The organism is Halomonas cibimaris, from assembly GCF_055379665.1.
The window spans coordinates 1,941,787-1,958,326 of the sequence record NZ_AP043828.1 but is presented as its reverse complement, the minus strand read 5'-3'; the positions used below and the strand labels follow the sequence as shown (position 1 = coordinate 1,958,326).

General features: G+C 65.5%; 16 protein-coding genes. 2 read left to right on the top strand and 14 right to left on the bottom strand.

The features are described from left to right. Positions 1-144: 144 nt before the first annotated feature. The 5 genes from ACZ415_RS09075 to yrfG form a co-directional block, all read right to left on the bottom strand. The gene (locus ACZ415_RS09075) at positions 145-2,496 is read right to left on the bottom strand and encodes a Tex family protein (RefSeq protein ID WP_344702229.1); all 2,352 of its coding nucleotides are present in this window, start codon (positions 2,494-2,496) and stop codon (positions 145-147) included. 93 nt (positions 2,497-2,589) lie between these two features. Further along, positions 2,590-3,087, bottom strand: a complete 498-nt coding sequence (gene msrB / locus ACZ415_RS09070) for a peptide-methionine (R)-S-oxide reductase MsrB (protein ID WP_344702231.1) — start codon at positions 3,085-3,087, stop codon at positions 2,590-2,592. A 141-nt stretch (positions 3,088-3,228) separates the two neighbouring features. Beyond that, positions 3,229-4,107 carry an Hsp33 family molecular chaperone HslO gene (gene hslO / locus ACZ415_RS09065; protein ID WP_344702233.1) on the bottom strand — a complete coding sequence of 293 codons (879 nt, stop codon included), beginning with the start codon at positions 4,105-4,107 and terminating at the stop codon, positions 3,229-3,231. A gap of 45 nt (positions 4,108-4,152) precedes the next feature. Beyond that, complete coding sequence (hslR, locus tag ACZ415_RS09060; RefSeq protein ID WP_344702235.1) at positions 4,153-4,542, bottom strand: ribosome-associated heat shock protein Hsp15; 390 nt, start codon at positions 4,540-4,542, stop codon at positions 4,153-4,155. Next, on the bottom strand, positions 4,535-5,224 hold the full coding sequence (yrfG, locus tag ACZ415_RS09055; protein ID WP_344702237.1) for a GMP/IMP nucleotidase: 690 nt from the start codon (positions 5,222-5,224) through the stop codon (positions 4,535-4,537). The genes hslR and yrfG overlap by 8 nt, the downstream gene beginning before the upstream one ends. A gap of 175 nt (positions 5,225-5,399) precedes the next feature. Between yrfG and nudE the strand changes: the two genes are divergently transcribed. Then, the gene (gene nudE / locus ACZ415_RS09050) at positions 5,400-5,987 is read left to right on the top strand and encodes an ADP compounds hydrolase NudE (RefSeq protein WP_344702239.1); all 588 of its coding nucleotides are present in this window, start codon (positions 5,400-5,402) and stop codon (positions 5,985-5,987) included. 88 nt (positions 5,988-6,075) lie between these two features. Here the strand turns inward: nudE and lon are convergent, their stop codons facing one another. The 9 genes from lon to nrdR all read right to left on the bottom strand — a co-directional run bounded on the left by lon (position 6,076) and on the right by nrdR (position 15,428). Then, complete coding sequence (gene lon / locus ACZ415_RS09045) at positions 6,076-8,604, bottom strand: endopeptidase La (RefSeq protein ID WP_344702241.1); 2,529 nt, start codon at positions 8,602-8,604, stop codon at positions 6,076-6,078. Positions 8,605-8,698: 94 nt separating this feature from the next. Beyond that, a complete protein-coding gene (locus ACZ415_RS09040) occupies positions 8,699-9,961 on the bottom strand; it encodes a DUF945 family protein (protein ID WP_344702244.1) in 1,263 nt (420 codons plus the stop codon). Positions 9,962-9,992: 31 nt separating this feature from the next. Further along, positions 9,993-10,466, bottom strand: a complete 474-nt coding sequence (locus ACZ415_RS09035) for a phosphatidylglycerophosphatase A family protein (RefSeq protein ID WP_344702246.1) — start codon at positions 10,464-10,466, stop codon at positions 9,993-9,995. After that, the gene (gene thiL / locus ACZ415_RS09030; RefSeq protein WP_344702249.1) at positions 10,463-11,479 is read right to left on the bottom strand and encodes a thiamine-phosphate kinase; all 1,017 of its coding nucleotides are present in this window, start codon (positions 11,477-11,479) and stop codon (positions 10,463-10,465) included. Before thiL ends, ACZ415_RS09035 begins: the two co-directional genes overlap by 4 nt. Positions 11,480-11,525: 46 nt before the next feature. Next, the gene (gene nusB, locus ACZ415_RS09025; RefSeq protein WP_344702251.1) at positions 11,526-12,023 is read right to left on the bottom strand and encodes a transcription antitermination factor NusB; all 498 of its coding nucleotides are present in this window, start codon (positions 12,021-12,023) and stop codon (positions 11,526-11,528) included. Further along, positions 12,020-12,511, bottom strand: coding sequence for a 6,7-dimethyl-8-ribityllumazine synthase (gene ribH, locus ACZ415_RS09020; protein WP_344702307.1), 492 nt, complete (start codon positions 12,509-12,511; stop codon positions 12,020-12,022). Before ribH ends, nusB begins: the two co-directional genes overlap by 4 nt. A gap of 37 nt (positions 12,512-12,548) precedes the next feature. Then, positions 12,549-13,694, bottom strand: a complete 1,146-nt coding sequence (gene ribBA / locus ACZ415_RS09015) for a bifunctional 3,4-dihydroxy-2-butanone-4-phosphate synthase/GTP cyclohydrolase II (RefSeq protein WP_344702253.1) — start codon at positions 13,692-13,694, stop codon at positions 12,549-12,551. A 108-nt stretch (positions 13,695-13,802) separates the two neighbouring features. After that, on the bottom strand, positions 13,803-14,969 hold the full coding sequence (gene ribD / locus ACZ415_RS09010) for a bifunctional diaminohydroxyphosphoribosylaminopyrimidine deaminase/5-amino-6-(5-phosphoribosylamino)uracil reductase RibD (protein ID WP_344702255.1): 1,167 nt from the start codon (positions 14,967-14,969) through the stop codon (positions 13,803-13,805). Between the two features lie 3 nt (positions 14,970-14,972). Continuing rightward, the gene (gene nrdR / locus ACZ415_RS09005; RefSeq protein WP_344702257.1) at positions 14,973-15,428 is read right to left on the bottom strand and encodes a transcriptional regulator NrdR; all 456 of its coding nucleotides are present in this window, start codon (positions 15,426-15,428) and stop codon (positions 14,973-14,975) included. Between the two features lie 198 nt (positions 15,429-15,626). Here nrdR and dsbG point away from each other — a divergent pair, with 198 nt between their 5' ends. Then, on the top strand, positions 15,627-16,439 hold the full coding sequence (dsbG, locus tag ACZ415_RS09000; protein ID WP_344702259.1) for a thiol:disulfide interchange protein DsbG: 813 nt from the start codon (positions 15,627-15,629) through the stop codon (positions 16,437-16,439). Positions 16,440-16,540 lie beyond the last annotated feature (101 nt).

Sequence of the window (16,540 nt, the reverse complement as noted above, 5' to 3'; positions counted from 1 at the left end):
GCCCGCCGTCGCGGGCCTGAATGCCTGTGTAGCGAACCCGCCGTCGCGGGCCTGCATAAAAGCGGCGGGCTGTGCCAGGGCTCAGGCACAGCCGCAAAAAACACGCGTAAGATAGGACGCCGGGCAGGCAACATTCAAGCGCGCCTAGCGCCCGTTTTTGGCTTTTAGCAGCGCCGCCCCCAGCGCGCCTACCTCGGCGTCCGGTTTGCCCTCGCGCTTGCGTCGGGGGCGCGGCGGGGCCTTGTCCTTGCCTGCCCGGCCGCGATCGGCCCCGGCATCAACGTCGCCGGGCGCGTCGTCCAGGCGCATGGAAAGCCCCACGCGCTTGCGCGCAATGTCGACGCTCATGACTTTTACCCGGACGATATCGCCGGCTTTGACCACGCTGCGCGGGTCCTCCACAAAGCGATGGGAAAGCGCGGAGATGTGCACCAGGCCATCCTGATGCACGCCGATATCCACAAAGGCGCCGAAGTGGGTAACGTTGGTGACGCTGCCTTCCAGCACCATGCCCGGTTCAAGGTCGTTCAGGGTTTCCACGCCTTCGCGGAACTCGGCGGCCTTGAACGCCGGACGCGGATCGCGGCCGGGTTTGTCCAGCTCGGCCAGAATATCGGTGACGGTGGGCACGCCGAAGCGCTCGTCGGCCAAGTCTCTGGGGTTGAGCGCCTTGAGGGTGGCGCTGTCGCCGATCAGCCCTTTGAGCTGGCGGCCGCTCTGGCGGGCAATGCGCTCTACCAGCGGGTAGGCTTCGGGGTGCACGGCGCTGGCGTCGAGCGGGTTGTCGCCGCCGGTGACGCGCAAAAACCCCGCGCACTGCTCAAACGTCTTCGGCCCCAGGCGGTTGACGTCAAGCAGCGCTTTACGGCTGTTGAACGCCCCGCGCCGGTTGCGCTCGGCGACGATGTTGTCGGCAAGCGTCGACGACAGCCCTGCCACCCTTGAAAGCAGCGCGCCGGAGGCGGTGTTCAGATCCACCCCAACGGCGTTCACGCAGTCTTCGATCACCGCTTCCAGACTTTTTGACAGCTGCAGCTGGGAGACGTCGTGCTGATACTGGCCCACGCCGATGGACTTGGGCTCGATCTTGACCAGCTCGGCCAGCGGGTCCTGCAGGCGCCGGGCGATGGAGACCGCGCCGCGCACGGTCACGTCCAGGTCGGGAAGCTCTCGGGAGGCATACTCCGAGGCCGAATATACCGAGGCGCCGGCCTCGGACACCATGACCTTGCTCAGCGGCTGCGAGGCCGACAGCGCCTTGACCAGCTCGCCGGCGAGTTTGTCGGTTTCGCGGCTGGCAGTGCCGTTGCCCACGGCGACAAGTTCCACGCCGTGCTGTTTGACCAGACCGGAGAGCACCTCCAGCGACTCGCGCCATTGGTTTTTCGGCGCGTGGGGGTAGATCGTGGTATGAGCCAGAAACTGCCCGGTGGCGTCCACCACTGCCACCTTGCAGCCGGTGCGCAGGCCCGGGTCGATGGCCAGGGTGATCCGGGGCCCCGCCGGCGCGGCCAGCAGCAAGTCTTTCAGGTTGGCGGCGAACACGTCAATGGCGGTACGCTCGGCCTGCTCGCGCAGCCGGCCCAAAAGCTCGGTTTCCAGCGAAGTGTAGAGTTTCACCCGCCAGGTCCAGCGCACGACTTCGGCCAGCCACTTGTCGCCGGGGCGCTGGTCTTTAGCCTCGGGGGAAAGCGTAATCCCTGCCTGCTTGGCAATGGCCAGCTGGGCCGGATGAATCGGCGCCTCGTCTTCGCCGGGCAGGCGGATCGCAAGACCGAGAACGCCCTCGTTGCGCCCGCGAAACATCGCCAGCGCCCGGTGAGACGGCACGCCGGCGAGCTTTTCGTCGTGCTCGAAGTAGTCGGCAAACTTGGCGCCTTCCTGCTCTTGGCCGTCCAGCACCCGGGCGGAGAGCTCGCCTTCCTGCCACAGCCGCTCGCGCAGCCGGCCGATGAGCTCGGCGTCTTCGGCAAAGCGCTCCATCAGGATCTGCTTGGCGCCGTCGAGTGCGGCCTTGGCGTCTTCCACCGCCGGCGTTTCGCCCTCGGCCGGACGCAGATAGGCCTCGGCCTCGGCGGCCGGGTCCAGGCCAGGGTCGGCCAAAAGCGCATCGGCCAGCGGCTCCAGGCCGGCCTCACGGGCCATCTGGGCTTTGGTGCGGCGCTTTTTCTTGTACGGCCGGTACAAATCTTCCAGCCGCTGCTTGGTGTCGGCGGCGGCAAGCTCGGCGCTCAGCGCAGCGGTCAGCTTGCCCTGTTCGTCAATCGCGGCGATGATCGTTTCGCGGCGCTCGGCAAGCTCGCGCAGGTAGCGCAGACGCTCGTCCAGGCGCCGCAGCTGGGTGTCGTCCAGCGCGCCGGTGACTTCCTTGCGATAGCGAGCGATGAAGGGCACCGTGGCGCCTTCGTCCAGCAGGCCAATCGTGGCGGCTACCTGACCGGGGCGTACGCCCAGCTCTTCGGCCAGGCGTTGGGTAATGCGCGAATTGACGTCCATATATCGCAGTTAACTCATGCAGCAATGAAGAGGGGCACAAGGTACCACACTCGCCCGCACCCCGCTTTCCCCCGCTGCATGATGGCCGCCAAGCTAGGCGGGCACAAAGCGCAGCGCCGCACCGTTGTTGCACCAGCGCAGGCCGGTGGGCTCCGGGCCGTCTTCGAAGATATGGCCCTGGTGGCCGCCGCAGCGCGCGCAGTGATACTCGGTGCGCGGCCACACCATGCTGAAGTCCAGCTCGCTGAGCAGGTGGCCTTCGATGTGACGGAAAAAGCTCGGCCAGCCGGTGCCGGAATCAAACTTCATGGCGGTGGTAAAAAGCGCCAGATCACACCCTGCACAGCGAAATTCGCCGTCGCGGGTTTCGTCGTTGAGCGGGCTGGAAAACGGCTTTTCGGTATCGTTTTCTCGCAGTACGCGATAGGCCTTGTCCGAGAGGCGTTCGCGCCACTCGGCCTCGGTCAGCTCGAGCGGCTCGATATCGTCGGCGGCGGTCAGATCCACGCTCGGGTAGCCAAACGACACCCCGGGAAGCGCGGCGGTAACGCCGGTGAGACCGGCAAGGCCAAGAAAATGGCGACGTTTCATAAGCGGCTTTCTCATTGTATGGGTGATCAAGCGCCACTCTACCACCGACCCTTTACGCCGGTGCCAATAGAAAAGGCCAATGTACAACCATGAGCCACGTTAATACCGAAAGCGTCGGCCGGCATTCAAGATGCGAAGGGCTCAGTGCACCGTGGGCGACGGGGCGTCCGGGTCGCCGTCGAGCAGGGCTTCCACGTCGGCGGCGGCGTAGTGATAGCGCGAATGGCAGAAATGGCACTGGGTGTCGATGGCCCCCTGCTCGCGGACGATGCTGCGCAGCTCCTCGGCGCCCAGGCTCAACAGCCCGTTGGCCATGCGCTCCCGGGAGCAGGTGCAGCCAAAGGCCAGCGCCTTGGGCGCAAACACGCGCACGGTTTCCTCGTGGTAGAGCCGATACAGCAGCTCGCGCTGCTCAAGACGTAAAAGCTCTTGCGGCTTGAGGGTGTCGGCGAGCGTGACGCTGCGCTCCCAGGCGTCCACGTCCTGGTTTTGCGCCTGGCGCGGCAGGCGCTGAAGCAAAAGCCCGCCGGCGCGCTTGCCGTCCGCTTCAAGCCAGATACGGGTGGCCAGCTGCTCGGACTGGCTGAAGTAGGCTTCCAGGCACTGGGCAAGCGTGGGGTGATCCAGCGCCACAACGCCCTGATAGCGGTTGCCCTCGCGCGGGTCCAGCGTAATCACCATCTGGCCTTCTCCCACCAGCTCACGGAACCCGGCGTCTGCGTCCGGCAGCGCAGCGTCTTCGGCGACCCGGGCAACCGCGCGCAGCTCACCGCCGGGGTTGGACTCGGCCATCAAAAGCGAAAGCGCGCCCTCGCCGCGCACCTCAAGGGTCATGATGCCGTCGAGTTTGACAGTATCGGTCAATAGCGCCACTGCGGACAAAAGCTCGCCCAGCAGCGCGTTGACCGCCGGCGGGTAGGCGTGACGGCTGAGCACGTCGCTATAGGCGTTTTCCAGCGTGACGATTTCACCGCGCACGTTGGTGTTATCAAACAAAAAGCGTTGTATCTGATCGCTCATGGCACTCGCTTATCTGCAAAGGAAAAAATCGGGCTCGCCGGGCGACTAGCCGCCCTGGCTGCGCTGGAAATGCTTGATCTCGCGGCGCTGCTTTTTATCCGGCCGCCGCTGGGGGTGCTGCATAAGCTGCTGGCCCAGCTGCCGGGCTTTTTGTTCGCGGGCCCGGCGATCAACGCTTTCGGCGGTTTCTTCATAAAGTTTTCTGGCCTCCGGCGCGCCTCGGCGCTGATCGGAAAGCCCGGTCACGCGGACTTCGTACACGTCATACCCCTGGGGCACGCGAACCAGCGCGCCAAGCTCGACCGGCTTGCTGGTTTTGGCCCGGCCGCCGTCGTAGTGCACCTTGCCGCCTTCAATGGCCTTTTTGGCCAGCTGGCGCGTCTTGAAAAACCGCGCCGCCCATAGCCATTTGTCCAGACGTACGCTATCAGCCATTCAATACCTCCTTCACCGCCGTTTCCGGCGCCTCGGCGGGATATATGTCGGCAAACTGCCCCAGCGCGGTAAAGGCCTGCAGCTTGCGCTCCGGGCGCCGGCTGTCCGGCTTTTTGATCCCCAGCAGGTGGCGGATGCCAAACGTACGGGCGCTTTCCAGCACCCGCGGATTGTCGTCGATAAACAGCGTGCGCGCCGGGTCGAACGGCTCGCAGGCCTGTAGCGCGTGCCAGAACGCCTGCTCTTCCTTGGCCGCGCCCACGTCCTGGGACGACACGATCGCATCCAAATACGGCGCCAGCCCGGTGAGCGGCAGCTTGAGATCGAGGCTTTCGCGGTCGGCGTTGGTTGCCAGCACCACCCGGGGATGGGCACGCTTTAGCCACCGGAGAAAATCCAGCGCGTCGCCGCGCAGGCCGATCAGGTGCTGCACCTCGCGCTTGAGCGCGACGATGTCCACGCCCAGCTCCCGGCGCCAGTAGGCCAGGCTGTACCAGTCCAGCGTGCCCTGCTCGCCGATGATGCGGGCCTCAAGCTCGCGCTGGGACGCCTCGTCCAGCTGGTGCAGCTCTACGTAGCGGCGCGGCAGGTGCTCCAGCCAGAAGTGGCTGTCAAAGTGCAGATCCAGCAGCGTGCCGTCCATGTCGAGCAGTACGGTATCGATTGCCTGCCAATCCATCATGGCCGCTCCTGTGTATGGATTTATCCGGGCGGGGTTGCCCTGTGTGGGTGGTTCAGGCGTGGTATTGTAGAGGTAGTCGATCGGTGGTGCATCAACCCCCATCCACGATCACCGCTTGCCAGCCACCCTGCCCGGGCACAACAGCGCCCCGGCCCTGCCACGGAGACAGGACAGCATGACAGCAAATGCCTCTTCCAGCGCCTTGCACAAGCCGCAGATTCTTGCCTGCACCCCCGTCGCCCAGAGTCGCCTGTTCAAGGTAGAAGCTTTGGATTTGCGCTTTTCCAACGGTGCAGAGCGCCAGTTTGAGCGCCTGGGCGGCAAGGGCCACGGCGCGGTGATGATCGTTGCCATGCCCGACCCGGATCACGTGCTGCTGATCCGCGAATATGCCGCCGGCTTCGAAGAATACGTGCTTACCCTGCCCAAAGGGCTGATCGACCCCGGCGAAGACGCCGCCGCCGCGGCCAACCGCGAGCTGATGGAAGAGTGCGGCGTCGGCGCCCGCCACATCGAGCCGCTTTGCGAGCTGTCGCTGGCGCCCAACTATATGCGCCACCGCATGAACGTGCTGCTGGCCACCGATCTTTACGACAAGCGCCTGCCCGGCGACGAGCCGGAGCCGCTGGTAGTGGAAACTCAGCCCATCGATGACATCGACGCCCTGCTCGCCCGGGATGATTTCCACGAGGCCCGCGCCATTGCCGCGCTGTACATCGCCCGTGACCGCCTGCGCGCCAAGCGCCAGGGCCCGGTGTCCTAGCCGCTTCCCGGCCGGCAGGTGCTGCCGGCCGGGAAGCATTCAAGCGCTAACGCACTATATTCACACGCCAAAACACTATATTCGCACGCTAAAACACCACTTTCGCCACGTCACGGTAGCGGTCGGCAAAGTGTACCGTCATGCCCTCGCGGAGAAAGTCAGGCAGCTCGTCGTAGTCCCGGCGGTTGGCGGCCGGCAGAATCACTTCAAAAATGCTGCTGCGACGCGCGGCGATGATTTTTTCACGGATGCCGCCCACCGGCAGCACCTGGCCGGTCAGCGTCAGCTCGCCGGTCATGGCCAGCGGCCGGTCGATGGGCTGGCGACGGGCCAAAGACAAAAGCGCGGTGGTCATGGTCACCCCGGCCGAGGGGCCATCCTTGGGGGTGGCCCCTTCGGGCACGTGCAGATGCACCTGGGTCGAGTCGAAAAAATCCGCCGGAGCGCCGTTTTCGCGCAGATGGCCCAGGGTGTAGCTGTAGGCGATGTCGGCAGATTCCTTCATCACCTCGCCAAGCTTACCGGTGAGCTTAAAGCCGCGCTCCAGCGCATGCACTCGGCTGGCTTCCACCGGCAGCGTCGCCCCGCCCATGGAGGTCCAGGCAAGGCCGGTCACCACGCCTTCGCCCTTGAGCACTTTTTCCTTGCGAAACAGCGGCGCGCCGAGAAAGTCCTCCAGGTTTTTTACCGACACCTTGACGGTATCGTCCTCGCCTTCCAGCAGCTTCACCGCTGCCTTGCGCACAATGCGGTGCAGCTGCTTTTCCAGCTGGCGCACGCCGGCTTCCCGGGCGTAGCCTTCAATCACCTGTTTAAGCGCGGCATCGCTTAGGTTGATGCGCTTTTTGCTCAGCTTGTTGCGCTTGAGCAGCTTAGGCCAGAGGTGGTGCTTGGCAATGGCCATTTTTTCTTCGGCGATATAGCCGGAAAGACGAATCTGCTCCATGCGGTCGAGCAGCGCCCGGGGGATCGAATCCTCGGTGTTGGCGGTACACACAAACAGCACCTTGGACAAATCCAGGCGCACATCGAGATAGTGATCGAGAAAGTCGACGTTTTGTTCAGGGTCGAGCACTTCCAGCAGCGCCGAGGCCGGATCCCCCTGAAACGAATGGCTGAGCTTGTCGATTTCGTCGAGCATGATCACCGGGTTTTCCACCTCGACTTCCTTGAACGCCTGGACGAACTTGCCCGGCATGGCGCCGATGTAGGTGCGCCGGTGACCCTTGATTTCCGCCTCGTCGCGCATGCCGCCCACCGAGAAGCGGTAGAACTTGCGCCCCAGGGCATCGGCGATGGAACGGCCTACCGACGTTTTGCCGACCCCGGGCGGGCCGATCAAAAGCAGAATCGAGCCGCCCACGTCGCCTTTGAAGGTGCCTTCGGCAAGAAACTCAACGATGCGCTCTTTTACCTCTTCAAGCCCGTCGTGGTCGCGGTTGAGAACTTCCCGGGCGTGGTTGAGATCCAGCTTGTCGTCGCTGGTGATGCCCCAGGGCAGGCTGGTCAGCCAGTCCAGGTAGTTACGCGTGGTGCCGTATTCCGGCGAGCCGGTTTCCAGCACGCTGAGCTTGCCCATTTCCTCGTCGATGCGCTCTTGCACGCGCTCGGGCACCTTCAGCCCTTCAAGCCGGGCGCGGAAGGTGTCCACGTCGTTTTCACGGTCGTCTTTGGAAATGCCCAGCTCGCGCTGAATGACCTTGAGCTGCTCGCGCAGGAAGAACTCGCGCTGGCGCTCCTGCATCTGAGCGTTGACCTGCTCGCTGATTTCGTTTTGCAGCCGGGCCACGTCGATTTCCTTGCGCAGCAGCGGCAGCACCTTCTGCATGCGGTCGATCACCGGCAGCGTGGCCAGCGCCTGCTGCAGCTCCGGGCCCTTGGCCGAGGTGATCGCCGCGGCGAAATCGGTCAGCGGGCCGGGCTGGTTGGGGCTGAAGCGGTCAAGGTAGTGTTTGAGCTCTTCGCCGTAGAGCGGATTGATCGGCAAAAGCTCCTTGATGCCGTTGATGATCGCCATCGCCCAGGCGCGGGTTTCCTCGCTTTCGGTGTCCACCGGCTCTTTGGGATAGCTGACTTCAACCAGGTACGGCGGTTTTTTCGACAGCCAGCGGCGGATGCGAAAGCGCTGCATGCCCTGGGCAATAAACTGAATCTGCTGGTCTTCGGCCTTGAGCTTGTGCACCTTGACGGCGGTGCCGATCTCGGGAAAGTCCTCTTCTTGCGGGGCGCTGTCGTCGGTATCGCCGACGAACGCCACGCCGATGGTGTGGTGCGGGGTGTTGGCCACCCGCTGCATGGTCTCTTCCCAGCGCTCACGGTTGATCAGCAAAGGCTGTACCTGGGCGGGGAAAAACGGCCGGTTGTTGATCGGCAGCAGGTAGATACGCTCGGGCAGCGTTTCGCTGGCCGGCACCAGATCATGGACGCGCTCGCCGTCGGAACGGTAGTCCTGCTCTGTCTCGTCGCCGGCATTTTCGTATGCCGAGGCTTCGTCATGCCCCTCCCACCGGGGAGCCTGATCGCCAAAGTCCTGGTCGCCGAGGTCTTGGTCACCGAAGTCCTGGTCGCCGAAGTCCTGGCCGTTAAAGTCTGGGTCGTTGAAATCCTGGTCGCTCATGCGCCCTCCGTTAACAAAAGCCGGCGGTACCGTTGCCGGGCGTCTGCCAAGGGAATGCGGGCGCGATGCACAAACTTCAAGTCAGACGCCGGACTTACCCCTCCGGCAGCGGGCGGCCGTTAACCCGCCAGCGGCCGCGCACCAGGTCAAAGGTCAGCTCGCGCTCCTCAAGGCCCAGCCCCAGCCACAGCGCGGCAACGGCGGGGGCGCCGTGCCAGGTAATGTCGCCGTCCAGGCGCCGGCGAAAGCGCGCCTGCATGGCCGGCTCGTCAAGCCGCGCCGGGTCCAGCGCTTCCAGGCGGCGGGCATCGAAAAACAGCGCACCGTCGGCGTCAACGCGGATATTCAGCAGCGGGCTGGTCAGCGCGATGTCGCTGATGTCCAACCGCGGCGACTCACGCAGTACCTGACGCAGCAGCGGCGACAGCCGTTCAACCACGCCGCCGGCATCCGCCGCGGCGGCATCGCCGCGCAAGGTCTCGCTGTGCAAGGCGTCCTCGCGCAGCCGGGCAAACACACCCCGTACAGCGTCGGCGTCCAGGCGCGAAAGCGTCGCGGCCAAATGACCGTTGAACGCCGGCGTCTGCGGGGCCTTGTCGGGCAGCCAGACGTTGTCAAAGGTAAGCTCACCGTCGATGCGCAGCTCGCGCTCGTCCAGCGTCATGTCGGTATGCAGCTCAAGCGGTGCGGCCCGCAGGGCCAGGTCAGGATGGGCAAGGCTGAGCTTTTCGATGCGCAGCCTGTCGTGCTGGTAGAAATGGTAGGCGCCGTCTGTATAGGTGTAGCGGCTTTCAAGGCTGGCCGGCCCCAGGGCCAGGCGGGCCTCGCCGTCGACCAGGGCCAGCTCGTCCAGCCCGGCGGTCAAGCGCCAGTCGCCGTACACGCCGCGCAGCTTGAGCCGCGCCCCGCGTACGCGAAGCGTGCGGTCGCGCTGGGTAACGGTCAGCGGGGCCAGCGTCAAACGCATCTCGGAACGGCCGCTGTAGGTATAGTAGCGCCCGGTCAGGCGCGGCGCCGAAGGCGCGCTGACTTCGCCCACGGCCTTTTGCAGCGCGCCGTCAAGCAGCGGACGCAAACGGCCGGTAATGTCGCTGGTCACAATGCCGTGGCGAGCGCGGTAATCGAGCCTTAGCTGCCAGGGCCGGCCCAGCAGCGGCGAAAGTAGCACGGTCCCCTGGGAGTTGAGCCAGCCGGCATCGTTGTCGAGGCGTTTGACGCGCCACTCCCCTCGCGCCTGCAGATCAGCAAGCGCTTGGCTCAGGCTACGCTCAAACAGCACGCTGGACACCAGCTGAGCCGCCAGCCAGGCAATGACCAGCAGCGCCAGCACAGGGACGATCAGTCGCTCCTTACGCATCGCCGCTCCTTAGGCATGGAGCCGGCTCCCGCTAATGGAGCCAGAACCAAAGGTGCATGGTGCTTCCGGCGTAGAGCCCGGCCATCACATCGTCGATCATGATGCCAAAGCCCCCCGCTACGCGGCGATCCGCCCAGCGAATCGGCCAGGGTTTGAAAACGTCGAAAATCCGAAAGACCAAAAACCCCCAGAGAGCCGCTTCCCAGGAAAACGGCACCGCCATCATGGTGATCCAATAGCCGACGAACTCGTCCCAGACAATGCCTGAATGGTCGTGTACGCCCAGATCGTGCGAGGTTTTGTCGCAAAGCCATACACCAACGGCAAAGGCCACCAGCACAATGCCCAGATACCAGCCCAGCGTCAGATCCGCCAGCAGCCAGTAAAACGGAATGGCGGCCAGGGTGCCAAAGGTCCCCGGCGCCCAGGGCATCGTACCGCTGCCAAGTCCAAAGGCAAAAAAATGGGTCGGACGCCGCCAGACGCTGGCCGGTGCACGGTTCATCGGCCAGCCTCCCCGAACGGCGCGCCCGGCGGGACAAAATGCTGCCAGCCGCGGCCTTCCATTGCCGCCTCCAGGCGTGCGGTGTTGGCCTCCGGCGCGCCCGGCGCCACGCAGCGGCCTACCGGCGTCAGGGCGATGCCCCGCGCGGCAAGGGCTTGCCGGGCCGGGGCCAGGTGCGCCGGGGCCAGCGTCACCAGCAGCTCGTAGTCGTCGCCGCCGGAAAGCCCCGCACGCCGGGCCTTGTCGGCTCCCAGCGCGTCTGTCAGCCCCTCGGCCAGCGGCAGCGCCTCGGGCTGGAGCACTACGTCGACGCCGGAGGCGCGGCAGATATGGCCCAGATCCGCCAGCAGCCCGTCGGAAATGTCCATGGCACTGGTGGCAAAATCGCGCAGCACCATGCCCGCTTCAAGCTGCGGCTCGGGTAGCAGATAGCGGCGCAAAAGCGGGTGCGCCAGGTCACGCTCGCCGCGCTGCCACACCGCCAGCCCGCCGGCACCGCCGCCCAGCGCGCCGGTCACCGCGACGATATCACCCGCCGCGGCCCCGCTGCGCCGGAGTGCTTGGCCGGCGGGCACATCCCCCATGACCGTCACACTGACCGCCAGCCGGCCCGAGGTCACATCGCCGCCGGCAAGCACGCTGTGCCAGCGCGCGCAGCCGTCGAGAAACCCTTGGGCGTAAGCGTCCAGCCAGGCGTGTGCCGCGCGCTCGTCAGCCAGCTGTGCGGCGTCCAGCGTCAGCGCCATCCAGCACCAGCGCGCTTCTGCGCCCATGGCCGCCAGATCACTCAGCGCCACGGCCAGCGCCCGGTGGCCCACGGCCCGGGCCGGCGCATCGGCGGGGAAATGCACGTCCACCACCGAGGTATCCACGCTGACCGCCAGCTCATGGCCCGTTCGAGGCGCAAGCAGCGTGGCATCGTCGCCGATACCCAGCGCCATGCCGGGCTGCGCTTGGCAAGAAGTCGGATCAGGCGTGAAATAGCGTCGGATCAGGTCAAATTCGGCTAGCACAGCGGCCTCTTGAACGCAGGTTGACCCTTGAACACGAAGGCAAACATCAGCGCCGGCGCGCGGTAACTTCGGCACTGCGCAGCCGGTTGGCCAGCTTGTCAAGAATGCCGTTGACGTATTTGTGCCCGTCGGTGGCACCAAAGGAGCGCGCAAGCTCCACGCCTTCGTTGATCACCACGCGGTACGGCACTTCAAGCCGGTAGCGTAGCTCATAGGCGCCCAGGCGCAGAATGGCAAGCTCCACGCCGTCAAGGTCTTCCAGCCGGCGGTCGAGCACCGGCGAAATATCGCGGTCGATCTCGGCTTTGCGCCGGGCGACATTGTGCAAAAGCTCGGAAAAAAGCGCCTGATCGGCCATGTTCATCACCGCCGACCAGTTTTCGTGGGGCTCCAGATCGTCATCCGGCGTCTGGGCGCGGAACTCGGCTTCCACCACGGTCATGGACTTGTCGGTCATCTGCCACTGGTAAAGCCCCTGCACGGCAAGTTCACGGGCGGCATGGCGGCCCAGCTGGGCCGCGGACGGCTTGCGTTCGCGGCTCATTGCGCCGCTCCTGCAGCGGTCACCGTGCGCAGCAGCGAGACCATTTCCATAGCGGCCATGGCCGCCTCAGTGCCCTTGTTGCCGGCCTTGGTGCCTGCCCGTTCGATGGCCTGCTCGATGGATTCCACCGTGAGCACGCCGTTGGCCACGGGCGTGTCGTATTTCAGCTGCAGCGTGTTCATGGCCGAGTTGCAGTTGCCGGCCACGTATTCAAAATGCGGCGTGCCGCCGCGAATGACCGCCCCCAGCGCAATCACCGCGTCGGGCTTGGTGACATCCAGCACGCGCTGAACGGCCAGCGGCAGCTCCCAGGCGCCGGGGGCGTGAATCAGCCGGATGTTTTCCGGATCAACGCCGTGGCGCACCAGGCTGTCCACGGCCCCCTCCACCAGGCTGTCCACCACGTGATGGTTAAAGCGCCCTACCACGATGGCGTAGCAGCCGTTGACGTCGAAAAAATTGCCTTCAATTTGGGCGAGCGGTTCCATCATGTCTTCCTGCTTGCTGTGTTGGCAAAGACCAGGCTCAGGCCTTGTCGGTCGGTCCAAGACGCTCAACGACTTCAAGATCGAAGCCGGAAAGCGCGGAAAATTTCCATGGCGAGCTGAGCAGGCGCATCTTGCCCACGCCCAGGTGTCGCAGAATCTGCGAGCCGGTACCAATGGTCAGATAGTTGCCAGCGCCGTCGGAGTCGCTGGTGCGCGGCTGGCGCACACGGTCAAGAAACACGTCGAGCTGGTCTTTCAGCCCCGGCGACGGCGCGTTTTCATCGATCAATACAAACACCCCCGGCGCACTGCCGGCGATCTCAGCAAGCGCGCTGCCGGCGTTCCAGCGGCCGGCGCCGTCTTCCTGGAAAAGCCCCAGCACGTCGCGCAGGGTATCGGCCAGGTGCACGCGCACGGTCGTCGGCGTCTGCGGCTCGGGGCGGCCGTTGACCAGCGCCAGGTGGTGCGCGCCCTGAATGCGATCGCGAAACACGTGCAGCGTCATCTCGCCGTGCGCTGTGAGCTGCGGCCGGCTTTCCACCCGCTCTACGGTCTGCTCGTTGACGATGCGATAGTGAATCAGATCCGCAATGGTGCCCATCTTGATGCCGTGCGCCTCGGCGAACGCTTCAAGCTCAGGGCGGCGCGCCATGGTGCCGTCGTCGTTCATGATCTCGCAGATCACCCCGCTCGGGTCACAGCCGGCCAAGGCCGACAGATCGCAGGCGGCCTCGGTGTGGCCGGCGCGGCGCAGCACGCCGCCGGGCTCGGCCATCAGCGGGAAGATATGGCCGGGCTGGACGATATCTTCAGGCCCGGCATTGGGGGCTACGGCGGCCTGCACCGTGCGCGCGCGATCGGCGGCGGAAATGCCCGTGGTCACGCCTTTGGTGGCCTCGATGGACAGCGTGAACTTGGTGCCAAAGCCCGAGGCGTTGTTGCGCACCATCAGCGGCAGGCTCAGCTGCTCGCAGCGCGCCCGCGTCATGGGCAAACAGATCAACCCCCGGGCGAAGCGCGCCATGAAGTTGATGTGCTCGGCCTCGACCTTTTCGGCGGCCATGATGATATCGCCTTCGTTTTCGCGATCCTCGTCGTCCATAAGGATCACCATCTTGCCCCGGCGAATATCGTCGACCAGCTCGGCGATGGGGGCCAGCCCCCCAGCGGAGGATTGCGCCATGGAATCTCCCAGTATGTTAGTCTCGGCGGCGCGCAAACGCCGGGCCATACGCCCGGCTGCGCCCGCCAGCAACACCCCGGAGCGGGCCGGGGCGTTGGCAATCGCGCGTCAGGGTACCTTGGTATAAGCCGGCACGCCAGTCACGCGCGGCCGGGCAATGATCCTGAAATCCCCGCCCACGGCACGAATATCGTCGATCTCAAGCCGGTACTGATCCGCCATGCGCTCAAGGCCGGGCAGCGCAAAGGCGCCGCGCGCCTTGGCACCGAGCAGCGTCGGCGCCATGAACAGCCACAGCGCGTCCACTTGCCCGGCGTCCAGCATGGCACCGGCCAGGGTTGCGCCGGTTTCCACCAAAAGCTCATTGACGGCTTCTGTGTCTGCCAAATGCGCCATCAATGCGGCCAGATCAACCCGGCCGTCGGCGCCGGCGGCCAGGGTGACCACCTCGGCACCGGCGGCCTCAAGCGCCGCGCGCCGCTTGGCCTCGTGGCCGGGCACGGCCACTACCAGCGTGCGCCCGGGCTCGGCCAAACAGGCCGCGGCCAGCGGCAGGCGCAGGCGGCTATCGACAATCACCCGCAGCGGCTGGCGGCGGGCAACGTCGTCGGCGTTATCCAGCCCCAGCTGGTCGGCGCGCACCGTCAGCCGCGAGTTGTCCTGTATCACCGAGGCGACTCCGCTGAGCACCGCGCTTGAACGCGCCCGCAGGCGCTGCACCTCGCCCCGGGCGCAGGGGCCGGTGATCCACTGGGACTCGCCCGAGGCCATGGCAGTGCGCCCGTCCAGGCTCATGGCCATCTTCAGCCGCACGTAGGGCCGCCCGGCGGCCATCCGCGCGATAAATCCGGGGTTAAGCGCCCGGGCATCGGTTTCCAGCAGGCCGAGGGTAACGGCAATGCCGGCGTTTTCCAGCAGGGCCACGCCGCGCCCGCTGACCTGCGGGTTGGGGTCCTGCATGGCGATGACCACCCGGGCCACGCCGGCCTCGATCAGCGCCTTCGCGCAGGGGCCGGTGCGCCCGGTATGCGAACACGGCTCCAGGGTGACGTAGGCAGTCGCCCCGCGGGCCTGCTCGCCGGCATCGGCCAGGGCGTTGACTTCGGCGTGGGCCTCGCCGGCGCGGCGATGGTAGCCCTCGCCGACTACCCGGCCGTCGCCTGCTACCAGCACGCAGCCCACCCGGGGGTTGGGATGGGTGGTATAAAGCCCGCGCCGAGCAAGGCGGAGCGCCCGGGCCATGTGGCCTCGGTCGGCGGTGGAAACATGCCCCATGGCTTAGCGCTCCCCGGCCAGCCGGTCGATCTCGGCGCGAAACTCGTTTAAATCCTGAAACTTGCGATACACCGAGGCAAAGCGGATATAGGCCACCGGGTCCAGCGCGTCCAGCGCCTGCATCACCAGCTCGCCGATCTCTCGGGCGTCCACTTCGCGGTCCCCCCGGGAGCGCAGCGTCTGGCGGATGCGCTCTACCGCGGTCTCGATGGCCTCCGCGCTGACCGGGCGCTTTTCCAGCGCCCGCAGCATGCCGGAGCGCAGCTTGTGCTCGTCAAAGCTCGCCCGGGAGCCGTCGGATTTGACCACGCGCGGCATGACCAGCTCGGCGGTTTCGTAGGTGGTAAAACGCTCCTGACAGCGGGCACACTGGCGGCGGCGACGCACCTGGTCGCCGTCGGCCACCAGGCGCGAGTCGGAAACGCGCGTATCGTGGTCACCACAAAAAGGGCAATGCATTAAGAACCAACCTGCTTGAGCAAGACACTGTATCAATGGAACATAACCCGTCAGTGTAACCATTTGCCACTTGATCTGCAGTTTTTCTTGCACGTTCTCGCTCGCCGGATAATCCTCGACTAATCCGGCGCTGGCAGACTCACAGCCACACAAACACTTTTTTGCCCGTTCACTTGCTGTATTTCAAGGGCCATGATCATGACATCACCGCTGACAAAAACCCGCTATTTCCTGCATTCTCCCGGCCTTGGCCGTACGCTGTGTGCCGGCCTTGCCGCGCTTGTCATAAGCCCGGCCGCGCTTGCCGAGCGCTCTTTGCCTGCGCCGGTGCAGGCGCTGAGCGAGCGCGGCATCGACATCCACAAACGCTTTGACGCGCCGGGCGGGCTCGTAGGCTTTGGCGCCAGCACCCGGGGCGAGGAAATGGCCGTCTACCTAACGCCGGACGGCAACCACGTCGTCATCGGTACGCTGATGGATGCAAACGGCAACGACCTCACCGAGCCCAGGCTCGATCGCTACGTTCGCGCGCCGCTGGAAGCCAAAACCTGGGCCCTTCTGGAAGACAGCCACTGGATTCAGGACGGTGACACCGACGCGCCGCGCGTTATCTACACCTTCACCGACCCCAACTGCCCCTACTGCCAGCAGCTTTGGGAGGCCTCGCGCCCCTGGGTCGAGGCCGGCCGCGTGCAGATGCGCCACATCATGATCGGCATTCTCGCCGCAGACAGCCCGGCCAAGGCCGCCACCCTGCTCGCCGCAGACGATCCGGCGGGCGCCCTCAGCGCCCAGAAACAGGGCCAAACCGTCACTCCCAGCGCCCAGCCGCGCGCGGTGGAAGAAAAGGTGTACGCCAACAACCAGCTGTTTGAAAGCCTCGGCCTGTACGCCACCCCCACCAGCGCCTACCGGTACCAAACCGAAGACGGCAGCACCCGCATTGAGCGGGTTCAGGGTATGCCCGCCGATGATCAGCTGATCAAGATGATGGGCAGCGAAAAGCCGTAAGGGCTGGCGGCCGGCGGGATTCACCGAGCATCGCGTTCGCCGCGCCTTTGCATGGCCAAAAAAAACCCCGCTTGTACAAGCGGGGTGCGCATCACACAGCG

What these genes read in the sequence shown, in the direction of transcription:
- hslO (WP_344702233.1), bottom strand. Translation starts at nt 4,107, where the DNA reads ATGAGCGATCAGATACAACGCTTTTTGTTTGATAACACCAACGTGCGC.
- ACZ415_RS09040 (WP_344702244.1), bottom strand. Translation starts at nt 9,961, where the DNA reads ATGCGTAAGGAGCGACTGATCGTCCCTGTGCTGGCGCTGCTGGTCATT.
- yrfG (WP_344702237.1), bottom strand. Translation starts at nt 5,224, where the DNA reads ATGATGGATTGGCAGGCAATCGATACCGTACTGCTCGACATGGACGGC.
- nudE (WP_344702239.1), top strand. Translation starts at nt 5,400, where the DNA reads ATGACAGCAAATGCCTCTTCCAGCGCCTTGCACAAGCCGCAGATTCTT.
- ACZ415_RS09075 (WP_344702229.1), bottom strand. Translation starts at nt 2,496, where the DNA reads ATGGACGTCAATTCGCGCATTACCCAACGCCTGGCCGAAGAGCTGGGC.
- dsbG (WP_344702259.1), top strand. Translation starts at nt 15,627, where the DNA reads ATGACATCACCGCTGACAAAAACCCGCTATTTCCTGCATTCTCCCGGC.
- ACZ415_RS09035 (WP_344702246.1), bottom strand. Translation starts at nt 10,466, where the DNA reads ATGAACCGTGCACCGGCCAGCGTCTGGCGGCGTCCGACCCATTTTTTT.
- ribD (WP_344702255.1), bottom strand. Translation starts at nt 14,969, where the DNA reads ATGGGGCATGTTTCCACCGCCGACCGAGGCCACATGGCCCGGGCGCTC.
- lon (WP_344702241.1), bottom strand. Translation starts at nt 8,604, where the DNA reads ATGAGCGACCAGGATTTCAACGACCCAGACTTTAACGGCCAGGACTTC.
- nusB (WP_344702251.1), bottom strand. Translation starts at nt 12,023, where the DNA reads ATGAGCCGCGAACGCAAGCCGTCCGCGGCCCAGCTGGGCCGCCATGCC.
- ribH (WP_344702307.1), bottom strand. Translation starts at nt 12,511, where the DNA reads ATGGAACCGCTCGCCCAAATTGAAGGCAATTTTTTCGACGTCAACGGC.
- nrdR (WP_344702257.1), bottom strand. Translation starts at nt 15,428, where the DNA reads ATGCATTGCCCTTTTTGTGGTGACCACGATACGCGCGTTTCCGACTCG.
- hslR (WP_344702235.1), bottom strand. Translation starts at nt 4,542, where the DNA reads ATGGCTGATAGCGTACGTCTGGACAAATGGCTATGGGCGGCGCGGTTT.
- msrB (WP_344702231.1), bottom strand. Translation starts at nt 3,087, where the DNA reads ATGAAACGTCGCCATTTTCTTGGCCTTGCCGGTCTCACCGGCGTTACC.
- ribBA (WP_344702253.1), bottom strand. Translation starts at nt 13,694, where the DNA reads ATGGCGCAATCCTCCGCTGGGGGGCTGGCCCCCATCGCCGAGCTGGTC.